Source organism: Shumkonia mesophila, from assembly GCF_026163695.1.
Taxonomy (GTDB): domain Bacteria; phylum Pseudomonadota; class Alphaproteobacteria; order Rhodospirillales; family Shumkoniaceae; genus Shumkonia; species Shumkonia mesophila.
Window position 1 is genome coordinate 74,427 of the sequence record NZ_JAOTID010000012.1, and the last position, 14,443, is coordinate 88,869.

At 67.7% G+C, this 14,443-nt stretch carries 14 protein-coding genes; 6 read left to right on the top strand and 8 right to left on the bottom strand.

The window, feature by feature from the left end; translation table 11 throughout:
- Positions 1-27 precede the first annotated feature (27 nt).
- Positions 28-1,173 carry a mandelate racemase/muconate lactonizing enzyme family protein gene (locus ODR01_RS18100; RefSeq protein WP_316979101.1) on the bottom strand — a complete coding sequence of 382 codons (1,146 nt, stop codon included), beginning with the start codon at positions 1,171-1,173 and terminating at the stop codon, positions 28-30.
- On the bottom strand, positions 1,170-1,886 hold the full coding sequence (locus tag ODR01_RS18105; protein ID WP_316979102.1) for a GntR family transcriptional regulator: 717 nt from the start codon (positions 1,884-1,886) through the stop codon (positions 1,170-1,172). The genes ODR01_RS18100 and ODR01_RS18105 overlap by 4 nt, the downstream gene beginning before the upstream one ends.
- 179 nt (positions 1,887-2,065) lie before the next feature.
- Between ODR01_RS18105 and ODR01_RS18110 the strand changes: the two genes are divergently transcribed.
- The 3 genes from ODR01_RS18110 to ODR01_RS18120 all read left to right on the top strand — a co-directional run bounded on the left by ODR01_RS18110 (position 2,066) and on the right by ODR01_RS18120 (position 3,542).
- Positions 2,066-2,695 carry a LysE family translocator gene (locus ODR01_RS18110; RefSeq protein ID WP_316979103.1) on the top strand — a complete coding sequence of 210 codons (630 nt, stop codon included), beginning with the start codon at positions 2,066-2,068 and terminating at the stop codon, positions 2,693-2,695.
- A gap of 40 nt (positions 2,696-2,735) precedes the next feature.
- Positions 2,736-3,233, top strand: a complete 498-nt coding sequence (locus ODR01_RS18115) for a DUF2937 family protein (RefSeq protein ID WP_316979104.1) — start codon at positions 2,736-2,738, stop codon at positions 3,231-3,233.
- 153 nt (positions 3,234-3,386) lie between these two features.
- Positions 3,387-3,542, top strand: a complete 156-nt coding sequence (locus ODR01_RS18120) for a DUF1127 domain-containing protein (RefSeq protein WP_316979105.1) — start codon at positions 3,387-3,389, stop codon at positions 3,540-3,542.
- Here the strand turns inward: ODR01_RS18120 and ODR01_RS18125 are convergent.
- The 4 genes from ODR01_RS18125 to ODR01_RS18140 all read right to left on the bottom strand — a co-directional run bounded on the left by ODR01_RS18125 (position 3,539) and on the right by ODR01_RS18140 (position 7,718).
- Positions 3,539-4,666, bottom strand: coding sequence for a Gfo/Idh/MocA family protein (locus ODR01_RS18125; RefSeq protein WP_316979106.1), 1,128 nt, complete (start codon positions 4,664-4,666; stop codon positions 3,539-3,541). The genes ODR01_RS18120 and ODR01_RS18125 overlap by 4 nt on opposite strands.
- Before the next feature lie 163 nt (positions 4,667-4,829).
- On the bottom strand, positions 4,830-5,624 hold the full coding sequence (locus tag ODR01_RS18130; protein ID WP_316979107.1) for an ATP-binding cassette domain-containing protein: 795 nt from the start codon (positions 5,622-5,624) through the stop codon (positions 4,830-4,832).
- Positions 5,624-6,763, bottom strand: a complete 1,140-nt coding sequence (locus ODR01_RS18135; protein WP_316979108.1) for an ABC transporter permease — start codon at positions 6,761-6,763, stop codon at positions 5,624-5,626. The genes ODR01_RS18130 and ODR01_RS18135 overlap by 1 nt, the downstream gene beginning before the upstream one ends.
- A gap of 22 nt (positions 6,764-6,785) precedes the next feature.
- Positions 6,786-7,718, bottom strand: a complete 933-nt coding sequence (locus ODR01_RS18140; RefSeq protein ID WP_316979109.1) for a sugar ABC transporter substrate-binding protein — start codon at positions 7,716-7,718, stop codon at positions 6,786-6,788.
- 278 nt (positions 7,719-7,996) lie between these two features.
- Here ODR01_RS18140 and ppnP point away from each other — a divergent pair, with 278 nt between their 5' ends.
- Positions 7,997-8,278 carry a pyrimidine/purine nucleoside phosphorylase gene (gene ppnP, locus ODR01_RS18145; RefSeq protein WP_316979110.1) on the top strand — a complete coding sequence of 94 codons (282 nt, stop codon included), beginning with the start codon at positions 7,997-7,999 and terminating at the stop codon, positions 8,276-8,278.
- Positions 8,279-8,410: 132 nt separating this feature from the next.
- Here ppnP and gltA read toward each other — a convergent pair whose 3' ends face one another.
- Both gltA and ODR01_RS18155 read right to left on the bottom strand, forming a co-directional pair.
- A complete protein-coding gene (gene gltA, locus ODR01_RS18150) occupies positions 8,411-11,422 on the bottom strand; it encodes an NADPH-dependent glutamate synthase (protein WP_316979111.1) in 3,012 nt (1,003 codons plus the stop codon).
- A gap of 362 nt (positions 11,423-11,784) precedes the next feature.
- Complete coding sequence (locus tag ODR01_RS18155; protein WP_316979112.1) at positions 11,785-12,549, bottom strand: TrmH family RNA methyltransferase; 765 nt, start codon at positions 12,547-12,549, stop codon at positions 11,785-11,787.
- A gap of 328 nt (positions 12,550-12,877) precedes the next feature.
- On the opposite strand from ODR01_RS18155, the gene ODR01_RS18160 reads away from it, so the two are divergent.
- Both ODR01_RS18160 and ODR01_RS18165 read left to right on the top strand, forming a co-directional pair.
- On the top strand, positions 12,878-13,516 hold the full coding sequence (locus tag ODR01_RS18160) for a LysE family translocator (RefSeq protein ID WP_316979113.1): 639 nt from the start codon (positions 12,878-12,880) through the stop codon (positions 13,514-13,516).
- Between the two features lie 76 nt (positions 13,517-13,592).
- Positions 13,593-14,432 (top strand): 23S rRNA (adenine(2030)-N(6))-methyltransferase RlmJ, encoded by an 840-nt coding sequence (locus ODR01_RS18165; RefSeq protein ID WP_316979114.1) that lies wholly within the window; start codon positions 13,593-13,595, stop codon positions 14,430-14,432.
- The last annotated feature ends 11 nt before the right edge of the window (positions 14,433-14,443 follow it).

The window sequence follows — 14,443 nt, forward strand, 5'->3', positions numbered from 1 at the left end:
CTTCTTGGTTTTTGGATGCGGTCATGTCTACTCGGCGGCCGGGATGGGCAGGGTCCGCATGGGAAACGCCTTGTAGGGGTGGCGGGCCACCGCGGCCTCGTCGATGTCGACGCCCAGCCCGGGGCCCGTCGGCAACGAAATGTAGCCGTCGACGGGCTTGAGCTGATTGGGGCACACCTCGCCGCCCAGTTCGACGAAGGGCAGGAAATATTCGGTGATGATGAAATTGGGCATGGTGGCCGAGGCGTGCACGGTGGCGGCCAAGGCCAGCGTCGTCGAGTTGTAGTTGTGGGGCGACACCGCCACCAGGTGGGGCTCGGCCATGGCGGCGATCTCCTTGAGCTCAAGGATGCCGCCGCAGTTGGCGACGTCGGGATTGATGATGTCGGCCGCCTTGGCGTCGAAGACGGCCCGGAAGCCCATCTTGGCAAAGACGTTCTCGCCGGTCACGACGGGGATGCTGACGTGGTCGCGCACCTCGGCGATGGCGTCCAGGTTCTCGGCCTGGCAGGGCTCCTCGTACCAATAGATCTCGAACTCCTCGAGCCGCTTGGCCAGCCGGATGGCGTGGCGCGACGACAGCCGGCGGTGCAGGTCGATGAGAAGGTCGACCTTGGGGCCGACCGCCTTGCGGATGGCGGCCACCACCTTGACCGCATGGTGCTCGTGCTCGGTCGGAATGAAGGTACGCCACGGCCGGGGCAGCGGATCGAACTTAAGGGCGGTGAACCCCATCTCGACGGTCTTGGCGGCCGCCTCGGCATAGTCCTCGGGCTTGGATTTCTTGTAGCTCCAGCCGTTGGCGTAGACCCGGATGCGCTCGTGGCAGGCGCCGCCCAGCAGGTTGTAGACAGGCTGGCCGGCAGCCTTGCCGACGATGTCCCACAGTGCCGCCTCGATGCCCGATACGGCGCTGTAGAATTCGAGCGAGCCGCGCCGCTGGGCGAAATCGTCGTAGAACATGGTGGTGAAGTGCTTGATGCGGAACGGATCGCGGCCGACCAGATAGCGGCTCATTTCCTCGATATGGGTGACGACGGCGCGATCGCGGTCGTACTGGGTATAGGCTTCGCCCCAGCCGGTGATGCCCTCGTCGGTCTCGACCTTGACGAAGATCCAGTTCTTCCGCCAGCCGGGATGCACGGTGAGATGGGTGACCTTGGTGATCTTCATTGATCCGTCCTTGTCGTCGGTTGGGGAAAGTCGGTGACGCCGGCATCGGCCGCGCGCTCGCGCGCCTCGGCGCCGATGGCGATCAGGAAGCGGTGCTTGCCGCCGCTGATGTGCTGCTTGAGAAGACGCTCCAGCTCCTCGGCATTGCCTTCCACCAGCAGGGCCAGCATCTGGCGGTGCTCGCGGTTGGAGACCTCGAGCCCGCCGCCGGAAGCGAGGCCGCGCCGGCGGTAGACCAGAAGCTCGTTGCCGAGCGCCCGATCGAGGGCCGCGACGCGCCGGTTGTCGGCCAGCTGGTACAGGGTGGCGTGGAATTCGAGATTGAGGTCGAGATAGGCCCCGGCGTCCTGGCGGGCCGCCGCCTCGTCCATGCGTTCGATCAACTCGGCCATCACGCGGGCCCACTTCGGGCTGACGTTATGCACCGCCTGGCGCGCCACGATGCCGGCCAGTTCGGCACGGATGTCGAAGACGTCGGTGGCGTCTTGCAGGTTGACCTCGCGCACGAAGACGCCGCGATGGGGAATGGTTTCGACCAGGCCGGCCCGTTCCAGCGCCCGGCAGGCCTCGCGGATGGGACTGCGGCTGACGCCCAGACGGTCGGCCAGGGCCTGCTCCTTGATGTGCTCGCCGGGTTTCAGGATGCCCCTGAGAATCAGGCGTTCCAGTTCGCACTGGACCCGCTCGTTCAAGGAAGATCGATTGCGCTCCATTTCGTCCGCCCCGCATGATTGTATGCAATTCTTATTCTTGTGAACAATTCTATGAATTGTCGACAGAGCCGTCAAGCCCCGCCGAGATCAAGGGGCATTCCCGCTTGCCGGCGGCGCGGCTTGGTGGAATGGTGTCGCCGTGCCGGCATCCTGCCGGCCCCCGGAAGGAATGACGGCAAATGGACCCGATCGCCTGGCTGCAAGTCGCGCTGGTGTGCGCCATGGGCGCGGTGTCGCCCGGCCCCAGCCTGGCCGTGGTGCTGCGCAACACGATGGCCGGCGGCAAGCGGCAGGGCGTGCTGACCGGGGTCGGCCACGGCATCGGCATCCTCATCTATGCCGGGCTGGTGGTGACCGGCCTGGCGGTGGCGCTCGCCGCCTTTCCCGCCGTCGAGGCGGCCATCGGCTACGCCGGCATCGGGCTTTTGATCTGGCTGGGGCTTTCCTTCATCGGCGTGCGCCGGCCGGCGACGGGCAATGGACGGCAAGCCTCTTCGCCGACGGAACCGGGCCGCCCGCGCGGCGGCTTCGCGGCGGGCTTTCTCATCGCCTTCCTCAACCCCAAGATCGCCGCCTTCTTCATGGCGGTGTTTGCGCCCTTCATCCGCCTCGACGCCAACGCCACCGAAAAGGCCATCCTGGCCGTGACCGCCGGCGTCATCGATGCCGGCTGGTATAGCCTGGTCGCCCTGGCGCTGTCGGGGACCGGGTTGATCCACGTGCTGCGCCGCCACGCCTCGCGGGTGGACCGCGCCATCGGCGCGCTGCTGCTCGTTCTCGCCGCCTTGCTCTTGTACCGCATGCTCTAGGGGCTATCCTTGGGGCGACGCCCCTGTCCGGGAGAAAACCATGGGATGGCTGTTTCGCAAGCTCGACCTGCTGGGCGGCGCCGTGATCGCCGGCGGCGCCGGCGCGGCGGCCTCGCAGCTCCAGGCCTTCATGGTGCAATACCTCCAGCGCCTGGGCGGCCACGTCGACGAGGCGCAGCGGGCCTTCGACGCCATCGGCCAGGGCGAGCGCTACCGCCAGATGGACGCGGCCACCCGCGAGTTGATCGTCGGGGATGCCCTGGCCCGCGTCAACGAACTGCGCGCCGCCCGCGACGCCATCCTCGAGGGCGACCTGATCTCGCGCCCCTTCGCCTTCTTTCGCCACCTCGACCTCGCCATCGCCGGGCGCACCGGGGAAAGCTTCATCCCGGCGCTGCCTTTCGACACCGCCGGGCTGGTCTATGCCGCAACCGGGCTCCTCCTCGGCCTCATCCTCTATGAGCTGATCAAGGGGGTCCTCGCGCTTCCCTTCCGGCGGCGGCGGAGCGAACGGGCGGCCGGCCGCCCCGGCCCCTGATCCCTGGGCCCGGTAGCGGGGCCCGCAGGGATTCGCAACCCAGCCCTGCAACAATTGCAATTCCTCATATACGGCCCCGGCGGTAGTGTCCCGCCCGATCCCAACCCGAGCCGGGCAAACCCGGCCGGCCAACAGACGTTATGAGGAATGACAATGTTCGCTTCCCTGAAGACCCGGTTTTCCGCCTGGCTGACCTATCGCCGGACCTGCCGCGAGCTGTTTTCGCTGGACCGCCGCGAGCTCGACGACATCGGCATCGCCCCCTGGCAGATCCGCGACATCGCCCACCGTTCCGTCTACGGCCGCTAAGCCTTAACGGCGACCCATTCCCGGCGTCGTGCCGAAAGCACGATGCCGTGGATCACCCGCTCGATGGCCAGCGCCGCCGCGAAGTCGGGGAACAACGCCTGCTCGCCGGCCAGGCCGCGCAGCAGATGGTCGACCTCGATCACCTTGAGGTCGTTGAAGCCGAGGCCGTGGCCGGGCGCCGGGCAGAAACGCCCGTAGGGCGGATGGTCGGGGCCGCTGAGCACGGTGGCGAAACCGCGCCGCTCGGCCGGCCCGTCGGCGACGAACAGACGCAACTCGTTCATCCGCTCCTGGTCGAAGGCCAGCGTGCCCCGGCTGCCGGTGACCTCCCAGGCCAGCCGGCACTTGCGGCCCCACGTGACGCGGCTGGAAGCCAGCGTGCCGGCGATGCCGTTCTCGAATCGCAGCAGCGCGTGGGCGATGTCCTCGTTCTCCACCGCACCGCTTTCGCCCGGCCGCGCCGGATCGGGCCGTTCCTTGATCACCGTTTCGATGTCGGCCGACACCTCGGCCACCGGGCCGACCAGGAAGTGGGCGACCGAGACCAGGTGGCAGGCGAGGTCGCCCAGCGTGCCGAGGCCGGCCTCGGCGACCCGGCAGCGCCAGGAATAGGGCCGGGCCGGATCGGCCATGTAGTCCTCGTCATAAACGCCGCGGAAATAAGCGACGTCGCCGATCGCGCCCTCGGCGATCAGGTGCCGCGCGTGGGCAATGGCCGGATTGCGCACGTAATTGTAGCCAACCAGGGTGGCGACGCCGGCGGCGGCCGCCGCCTCGGCCATGGCGGCGGCGTCTTCGAGCATGAGGGCCATCGGCTTTTCGCAATAGATGGCCTTGCCGGCCGCCGCCGCCGCCAGGGCCATTTCGCGGTGCAGCGCGTTGGGCGCGGCAATGGCGACGAGCCCGACGGCGGGATCGTTTACCAGGTCGCGCCAGTTGGCGGTCCAGCGGGCGAAGCCGAACTCGGCCGCCGCGCGGCGGGCGACGGCGGGCTCGATGTCGCAGAGCACGGCCAAGCGGGGCGCGATCGGCGGCGCGAACGCCGCCTTCACCGCGCCGAACGCCATCGCATGGCACTTGCCCATGAAGCCGGTGCCGATCAGCCCGACGCCGATGTCGTCCATACCGCCCCTCCTCACGGAACGCTTGAACCGCGGAGAACACTGAGAACACCGAGATGGACACTGAGAAGGAAAGGTCGCGCGGGCTTCGCCCGCATTTTCGAATTCCTCTGTGACCCTCTGTGTTCTCAGTGTTCTCCGTGGTGATTCTTCGGCTTACCGTTTCCTAGATGCGCTCGGTCATGCCGGCGATTTCGGCGCTCAGGTCCTGCAGTTCCTTGCCGCCGGCCATCATGTCGATGACCTCGTCCTTGCTGATCTCGGCCTTGCTGAACGTGCCGAGGGTGCGGCCGCGATTGAGCATGGTGAAGCGGTCGGCCACCGGATAGGCGTGATGGACGTTGTGGGTGATGAAGATGACGCCCAGGTTCCGGGCCCTCGCCTGCATGATGTATTTGAGCACCATCGAGGCCTGGCTGACGCCCAAGGCCGAGGTCGGCTCGTCCAGGATCAGCACCTTGGCGCCGAAATAGACGGCGCGCGCGATGGCCAGGCACTGGCGCTCGCCGCCCGAAAGGGTGCCGACCGCCTGCTGGGGGTCGCGCACGTCGATGCCGATGCGGGCCATCTCCTGCCTGGCGATGCCATCGGCGGCGGCGAAGTCGAAGCGGCGGAAGGGCGGCACGCCCGTCACCGGCTCGCGGCCGAGGAAGAAGTTGCGCGTCACCGACATCAGGGGAACCATGGCGAGGTCCTGATAGACGGTGGCGATGCCCATATCGAGGGCCTGGCGCGGCGAGTCGAAGTCGACGGCCCGCCCCTCGACCCTGTATTCGCCTTCGGACGGCCGGTGCACGCCGGACAGCACCTTGATCAGGGTGGACTTGCCGGCGCCGTTGTCGCCCAGCAGGCACATCACCTCGCCGGCATGGACGTCCATCGACACGTCCTTGAGAGCGATCACCGAGCCGAAGAACTTCGACAGGCGGCGGACCTCGATGAGCGGAACGGTTGCCTCCATCAGCGGCCCCCCGTCACCTTCTTGCGGACGTAGTTGTTGAAGATCACGGCGATCAGCAGCATGACCCCCAGGAAGACGCGGAACCAGTCGGTGTTCACGCCGGTATAGAAGATGCCCATCTGCACGACGCCGAAGATCAGCGCCCCGAAGCAGGCGCCGACGACCGAGCCGTAGCCGCCGGTCAACAGCGCGCCGCCGATGACGGCGGCGATGATGGCCTCGAATTCCTTGAGCATGCCGCGCTGGCTGTCGGCCGAGCCGAAGTCGACCACCTGGCAGGCCGCGAACACGGTGGCGCAGACGGCGGCGAACATGAACAGCGAAATCTTGACCCGGCTGACCGGCACGCCGACGTTGCGCGCCGCCACCGCGTCGCCGCCCGAGGCGAAGATCCAATTGCCGTAGCGGGTGCGTTTCAGCAGCCAGTTGGCAAGCACGGCCAGCGCCAGCCACCAGACGATGACCATGGAAACGCCCTGCACCACGGGCTGGCCGTTGGGCAGCGTGTCCATCCACCCGTGCTGGGCCATCCAGACGAAGATGGGGCCGCCGACCTTGCCCCCGAAAAGGGCGGCGAACCAGTCGCCCTCGGCATGCTCGCGGACGCCGCCGACAAGGGTGCGGTTGGTGAGCAGCCGCGACAGCCCGATGGTCAGCCCGCGCAGGATGAACAGGAAGGCCAGCGTCACGATGAAGGACGGCAGGCCGGTGCGAATGACGATGATGCCGTTCAGATAGCCGACCGCCATGGCAAACCCGAAGGCGAGCAGGATGGCCGCCCACACCGGCAGGCCGTACTGGGTGACCGGAATGGCGATGACCATGCCGGCGAAGCCGATCATCGAGCCCAGCGACAGGTCGAATTCGCCGGCGATCATCAGAAGGCAGGCGCCGATGGCGATGATGCCCAGCTGGGCCGACACCTCCAGCCAATTCAGCACGCCCTTGGCCGAGAACATGCCGGTATCGCCGGCGACGATACCGAAGAACAGGAAGACCAGCAGCGTGCCGGCAAGCGCGCCCAGCTCGGGCCGCCCGAAGGCGCGCCGCAGCCGCCCCTCGCGGCGCAGCCGTTCGTCGGAAAGGGGCGGCGCCGGCTCGGCAGCGGCCGGCGCCCCCTCGGTCGGTGGGTTGCTCATGGCCTTCCCCTGGCGGGGCCGTTCAACGGACGGTGCCGGCCAGTTTCTCGACCATGCCGATGCTGCCCTTGGTGACGTAGCCTGGACCCGACAGGATGTCGCCGCCGGGCAGAAGCCCGTGGCGCGCATGAAGCGCCAGGGCGACGATCGGCAGATAACCCTGCAGGTACTGCTGCTGGTCGATGGCGAACGCGATGGCGCCCGACTTGATCCCCTCGATGATCTTCGGGCCGAGATCGAAGGTGGCGAAATGCACCTTGCCCGCCATGCCTCCCTCCTGCAGCGCGGCCAGAGCGGGATCGGCGCCGGTCGGACCCAGGGTCAGAACGCCGTCGTACTTGTGCTGGGACATGGTGGCGCTGATGCGGTTGCGGATCTCGGTGGGATCGGAACCGACGTCGAGCATGGTGAGCTTGACGCCGAGGCCGTCGGCATAGCCCTGGCAGCGCTGTTCCAGCGCCGCGTTGGCGATCTCGTGATTGATGCAGAGGCCGTCCTTGACGCCGGCCGCCTTGGCCCGCTTGCCGGCGCCGAGTCCGGCCGCGTATTCGGGCTGCCCGACATGGAACAGCACGCCCAGCTTTTCGCGGACCTCGCTGCCGGAATTGATCGAGACGGTGGGAACGCCCGCCGCCACCGCGCCCTTGATGGCGTTGCCCAGCGCGTCGGGGTCGGGAATCGAGACGATCAGCCCGGCCGGCTTGGAGGCGACGGCGGCGTCGATCAGGCGCGCCATCTCGGTCAGGTCGCCGGTCGGCGGGTTGCGGTACTCGGCGGTGACGTTCATCGCCTTGGCGGCGTCGGCGACGCCGTTCTTGACGACGTTCCAGAAGGAATCGGTGTTGGCGCCGTGCGTGACGACGACGATGCGCACGGGGTCTGCCGCCTGGGCGCCGCCCAGGCCGAACGACAGGGCCGCCGCCGCGGCCGCCAGAAGCGATGCGAAACCTTTCATCCCAGTCTCTCCTCTCTCGTTGAAGGCCTTCCCGCTCGATCCTTGCCGGCTGTACGGCCGCGACCGTTCCAGCCCGCCGGAGGGATGCATTTGAACGATTTTTTTAATTCTTATGTTTTTTAGAATACATGTTCAAGAGAACGGGCGAAACACTTTTTTCGTGTTTATTTCGTGACCGTCGGATCGCAAAGTTGCGCCCCGCGGGCGGGCAAGAAAGGCCTCGCGCGGCGCCGCCGGCGCCGCCATAATCCGCCCGCCACAACCAGCGGAGGACCCCCGTGTTCAAGGTCAACGACTATTTCGACGGCAAAGTGAAGTCGATCGCCTTCCAGACGGCGACGCTGCCGGCCACCGTCGGCGTCATGGCGCCGGGCGAGTACGAATTCGGCACCAGCCAGAAGGAAACCATGACGGTGGTCAGCGGGGCGCTGACCGTCAAGCTGCCCGACGGCGGCGACTGGCAGACCTTCGGGAAGGGCCAGTCCTTCGTGGTGGCCGCCGACCGCAAGTTCCAGCTCAAGGTCGCGGTCGACACCGCCTATCTCTGCACCTACGGCTGAGGAGGCAGACGCCATAGTTTTGGGGACACCATACGAAATTCAAAGAGGAATTTCGTATGGTGTCCCCAAAACTAAGAGAAGGGCCCGCTCCCGGCCGGGGGCGGGCCCTTTTGCAATGGACGGTCGGGCGGCCTAGAGGATGCCGGCCTTGCCGGATCTCCAGCGGTCGCGTTCGGTCCGCAGGAGATCGGCGTGCTCGCGCTCCTCGGCGGCCAGTTCCTTGTAGAGCTGGCGTTCCATCGAGCCTTCCGGCGCGGCGTCGCCGCGTTCGGTGAAGTATTCGACGGCCCGCTTCTCGAACTCGATGGCGATCTCGAACAGGTTGGCCGGGTCCCCGGCGTGATGCTCGAGGCCGGCATAAAGGGCCGCCTGCTCGGGCTTGAACCCGGCGACCGCTTTCGGCACCTCGACGCGGTAACGCTTGGCCAGCGTCGCCACGTGGTCCTGCTCCATGTCGACCAGCCGGCGGAACAGATCCTTGATCGCCGGCTCCTTGGCCTGCTCGGCGGCCTGCCGATAGAAGGTCTGGCCGCTCAACTCGATCTCGAAGGCCAGCGTGATGGCGGCCAGCGCCTCGGCGTCGGCGATCTCGCGCTTGCCCATCACTTCCAGCGTGCCGCCGCAGTGGGGGCAGGCCCCGTACGGGAAGGCGAAGCCTTCGCTGACCTTGCCGCAGTCCTGGCAGCGCCATTGCAGCTCGGTCTCGGCACAGCAGATGTAAAGCTCCTCACCCTCGATCGGGCGATGACATTTCGGACACAGCATGACGCCCTTCCCTTCCTTCTCGACAACGATTTCGGACGCCGCCGCCTGCTCCAGCTCGCCGATCTGCGGAGCCGGCTGGAAGGCTTCGGCTTCCTCGACCGGAATCGGCCACGTCTTCTTGCCGCCCTTGAGCCAGGCCCCCATGGCCCGCGCGGCACGGCGGCCGGCGCCCATGGCCAGGATCACCGTGGCCCCGCCGGTGACGATGTCGCCACCGGCAAAGACGCCGGGCAGCGTGGTCGACTGGGTGGCCTCGTCGGCGACGATGTAGCCCCACTTGTTGAGGCCGAGGCCGGGCGTCGATTCGGTGACGATCGGGTTGGCATTGGTGCCGAGCGCGTAGATGACGGTGTCGCATTCCAGCTCGACGAACTCGTCAAGCGGTATCGGCCGGCGGCGGCCCTTTTCATCGGGTTCGCCCAGAACCATCTTCTGCACCCGCATGCCGGTGACGTTGCCCTCGGCGTCGGTGTGGATGGCGACCGGAGAATGCAGGAAGAAGAACTCGATGCCTTCCTCCTTGGCGTGGCGCAGTTCCTCGAGCCGGGCCGGGGCCTCGGCTTCCGAACGGCGGTAGACGCAGCGCACGGTCGGCGCGCCCAGGCGCTTGGAAACGCGCAGGCAGTCCATGGCCGTGTTGCCGGCACCGATGACGACGACGCTGTCGCCCAGGCTGACCGGGGTGTCGAGATAGGGGAACTTGTCGCCCCCCATCAGGTTGACGCGGGTCAGGAATTCGTTGGCCGAATAGACCTGGCCGGCGAACTCGCCGGGGATGCCCAGGAACGACGGCGCGCCGGCGCCGGCGGCGACGAAGGCGGCATCGAAGCCCATCTCGGTCATCAGCTGCTTCACCGTGAAGGTCTTGCCGATGACCTTGTTGGTCTCGAACTTCACCCCCAGCTCGCGCAGCCGCTGCACCTCGCGCGAGATGATGGTGCGCGGCAGACGGAAGGACGGGATGCCGTAGCGCAGCACGCCGCCCACCACGTGCAGCGCCTCGAAGACGGTGACCTGGCAGCCGTAGCGCACGAGATCGGCCGCCGCGGCAAGGCCGCCCGGGCCGGACCCGACGATGGCCACCTTGCCCAGCGTCCTGGCGAACCTTGGGGGCACCACCTTGGGCGCCTGGGCGTTATCGCCGACGAAGCGCTCCAGCCGGCCGATGCCCACCGGCTCCATCTTCTTGGCCAGGATGCACTGCGCCTCGCACTGCATTTCCTGCGGGCAGACGCGGCCGCAGATCGAGGGGAACAGGTTGGCGTCGTTGATCACCGCCAGGGCGCCGTCGAAGTCGCGCACCAGCACGTGGCGGATGAAGCCCGGAATGTCGATCGACACCGGGCAGCCGGCCACGCACATCGGCTTCTTGCACTGGATGCAGCGCTCGGCTTCCTGGAGCGCGTCCTGCATGGTGTAGCCGAGGTTGACCTCCTCGAAATTGCGGGCCCGCTCGTGGGGATCGCGCTCCGGCATCTTGGTCTGGTGGGGCGCCAGGTCCTTGAGCTTCTTGTAGTTGCGCTGCTCCTGCTCGATGAGCTGCTTTTCCAGGTTGCAGACGTGGGCAAAATCGTCGGCCGCCTGCGACTCCTGCTTCTTGAAGCGCTTCTGGCGGGTGATCAGTTCCTTGAAGTCGACCTTGTGGGCGTCGAAGTCGGGGCCGTCGACGCAGGCGAACTTCACTTTGCCGTCGACCGTGACGCGGCACGACCCGCACATGCCGGTGCCGTCGACCATGATGGCGTTGAGCGAAACCATGGTCTTGACCCCGAAGGGGCGGGTCGTTTCGGTGCAGGCGTTCATCATCGGCAGCGGGCCGATGGCCACCACCAGGTCCGGCTTGTCGCCCTCCAGCACGTCCTTCAAGGCGTCGGTGACGAAGCCGGGGCGGCCGTAGGACCCGTCATCGGTGCAGACGATCAGCTTGTCGGAGTACTTGGCGAACCGATCTTCCCAGAAGCGCAGGTCCTTGTTGCGAAAGCCGATGATGCTGGTGGTGCGGTTGCCCATCTCCTTGAAGGCGCGCAGCTGCGGATAGATCGGCGCGACGCCGAGGCCGCCGCCGACGACCACCACGTGGCCGACCTTCTCGACATGCTGGGGCAGGCCGAGCGGCCCGACGAAATCGAGGAAGCTGTCGCCTTCCTTGTAGTGGTCGCGCATGTCGCGCGTGGTCTTGCCGAGGGCCTGGATCACCATGGTGATGGTGCCCTTCTCGCGGTCGAAGTCGGCGACCGTCAGGGGAATGCGTTCGCCTTCCTCGTGCAGGCGCAGCATGACGAAGTGGCCGGGCTGCGCCGAATGGGCGACGTCGGGGCTTTCGACCTCCCACAGGAAGGTGGTGTCGGAAAACTCTTCACGGCGGAGAATCTTGTACATGGTGGGATGGACTTCCTCGCTAGCCGGCTTCGCCGGTCGTGGACCGAACCGCATTCCCTGTTGATTAGGCCTCGGTTCCCCCTCTGGCGGTCCGGGAACGGGCCCTTTTTCTCCTGCGGAAAAACGGAAGTGTCCTTTTCGGACTCCGGACGCCCTGGCGCCGGACCCATTTCGACCGCGATCATCCGCAGGACGGATGGCGGTTGATACCTCAGACCCCCGGCGAGGGCAAGCGCCGGCGGCGGGCCCCCAAATCGACCGAATCGGCCAAGAGCCCGCGAAATCCGTGGGCTACGGCGAATTCCACGGCTTGCGGATCGTTTCCGTCATGCGAAAAAAGGGGTTGAAGAAGGGGTCCGCCGTTACTTCCGCGCGTGCAGGAAGCGCAGGAAGATGGCGAGGCTGGCCGCCACCGTCGCGTTCAGGGATTCGACGGCGCCGGTGGTCGGCACCGCCAGGCGGCTGAGCCCGAGCCCGGCCGGCAGCCCCAGGCCCTCCTCGCCCAGCACCAGGCGGAGATTTTCCGGCCAAGCGAAGCCCGCCAGGTCCTCGCCGTCGCCGGCCAGCGCGAAGATCGGCCCGGCAGCCCGGTCGAGATCGGCCCAGGCCGGACCGCGCGCCAGCGCCAGTTCGAACTGCGCGTTGGCCGCCGCGCGCAAGGCCTGCGGATGGAACGGGTGGGCCGATTCGGCGAGCAGGATGAGGCGGGCCACCCCGAAGGCGGCGGCGCTGCGCATCAGCGCGCCGAGGTTGCTGGGATCGCCGAGCGCGCAGATGACCTCGAGGCCGACCGGCGGCGCACTCAGGTCGGCCATGGGCATCGCCGGCACGTCGCCGACCAGCAGCGGGAATCCGGTGCCCGAGACGTCGAGGCGCTCGAACAGCGCCCGGCCCAGCCGGTAGCGGGCGATGGCGGCGGGGATGGCCCAGCCGTCGATCAGCGAGGCGTCCGGGGTGAGCAGGGCGTGGAAGCGATCGGGATGGCGGGCCAGCGCCTCGGGCACCGTCTTGCGGCCGGCCAGCAGGAACTGGCGGTGCTTGCGCAGGCCGCGGCTTTCCAGCAGGGCCGCCCAGCGCTTGGCCTTGGGATTGTGAAAACTGTCGATGACGGCAAGCGGCTCTGGCATGGTCGGCCCCGGCGGCGGTAAGGCCGCCACGTTAGCCGGAATCAAGCGCCGGGAGAAGCGGGCGGGGCTTACCGGCAAATGCCGGCTTGCGCCGATACCGTTCCCCAAAGTCGTCATGCCCCGGCGTCAGTTGTTCAACCCGGGGCATCCAGTCTTCCAGAGCCCTGGATTGCCCGGGCTTCGCCGGGCAATGACGGGTGGGAAAGGACAGATTGACGCTGTCGGGGTTGAAAGACCGCCCCATTGCACCGAGACAAGTTTCGGGTTGAACGGCGCGGGCGCCCGACGCACCTTAAGCGGCGTAACGGTGGAATGGAGTTTGCCCGTCATGGTCGCTTCCGGCACGCTGGCCGCCTTTGCCCTGGTCGCCCTCGGCCTGGTGCTCACCCCCGGCCCCAACATGGTTTATTTGATCAGCCGCTCCATCGCCCAGGGGAAGATGGCCGGGACGATCTCGCTGATGGGCGTGGCGATGGGCTTCGTCTTCTATATGTTCGCCGCCGCCTTCGGCCTGACCGCGCTGCTGCTGGCCGTGCCCTTCGCCTACGACGCCATCCGCTGGGCGGGGGCGGCCTATCTGCTCTACCTCGCCTGGAACGCCGTGAAGCCGGGAGCCCGCTCGCTGCTGGAGCCGCGCACCGACCTTCCCGTCGACGGACCCGGCCGGCTGTTCGCCATGGGCTTCCTCACCAACCTGCTCAATCCCAAGATCGCCGTCCTTTATCTGTCGCTGCTGCCGCAGTTCATCGACCCGGCCATGGGCCACGTGCTGGCCCAAAGCATCACGCTCGGCCTCGCCCAGATCGCCGTCAGCGTCACGGTCAACTTCCTGATCGTGCTGGCCGCCGGCTCGGTGGCCGCCTGGTTCGCAAGGCGGCCGACCTGGCTCAAGCTCCAGCGCTGGCTGATGGCCAGCGTGCTGGCCGCCTTCGCGGTCAAGCTGGCGCTCGAACGCCGCCCCGCCTGACGGGGCCCTGCCCCTTGCCTTGCGAGGGCCGGCCCTCGCACAATGGCCGCCGCTTCGCTGCCTCGGCGACCTGATCATGCTGTCCTACCGCCACGGATTTCACGCGGGCAACGCCGCCGACGTGCTCAAGCACGCGGTGTTCGTCTTCACGCTCGGCCATCTGCAACGCAAGGCGGGACCGCTTCTGGTGCTCGACACCCACGCCGGGGCCGGGCTTTACGATCTCGCCTCGGCCGAGGCGGCGAAGACCGGCGAGTTCAGGGAGGGCATCGGCCGCCTCGCGGCCGGCGCCAGGGACGCACCCGAGCTGCTGGCGGGTTATCTGGCCCTGGTCAAGGCGCGCAACCCCGGGGGCGGGCTTGCCGTCTATCCCGGGTCGCCGGTCCTGGCGCTGGCCATGAAACGGCCGCAGGACCGCCTGGCCTTCCACGAGCTGCACCCGGCCGATCACCGGAAGCTGGCCGATCTGACCGCCCGCCGCCGGGGCGTTACCGTCGAGCGGACCGACGGCCTCAAGGGCCTGGTCGCCCACCTGCCCCCGGCCGAACGGCGCGGCCTCGCGCTGATCGACCCCAGCTACGAGATCAAGACCGATTACGACAAGGTCGCGGCGGCGCTGGCCAAGGCGGTGCGCCGGTTCGCCACCGGCGTCTATATCCTGTGGTATCCGGTGATCGAGCGGCCCCGCATCGACGCGCTTTTGGCCGCCGTGGCGGCGGCCGGAATTCGCAAGGTCTATCGCCTGGAGCTGGGCATGGCGCCCGATGCGCCGGGCTATGGCATGACCGCGTCCGGCATGCTCGTCGTCAATCCGCCCTTCACGCTGCCGGGGGCCGCCGGGGTGGCCCTGCCGTGGCTGGCCGAACGGCTGGGCGCCCGCGGGCCGGCGGTGGCGGAATGGCTGGTCCCCGAATAGAAGGGCCGGTC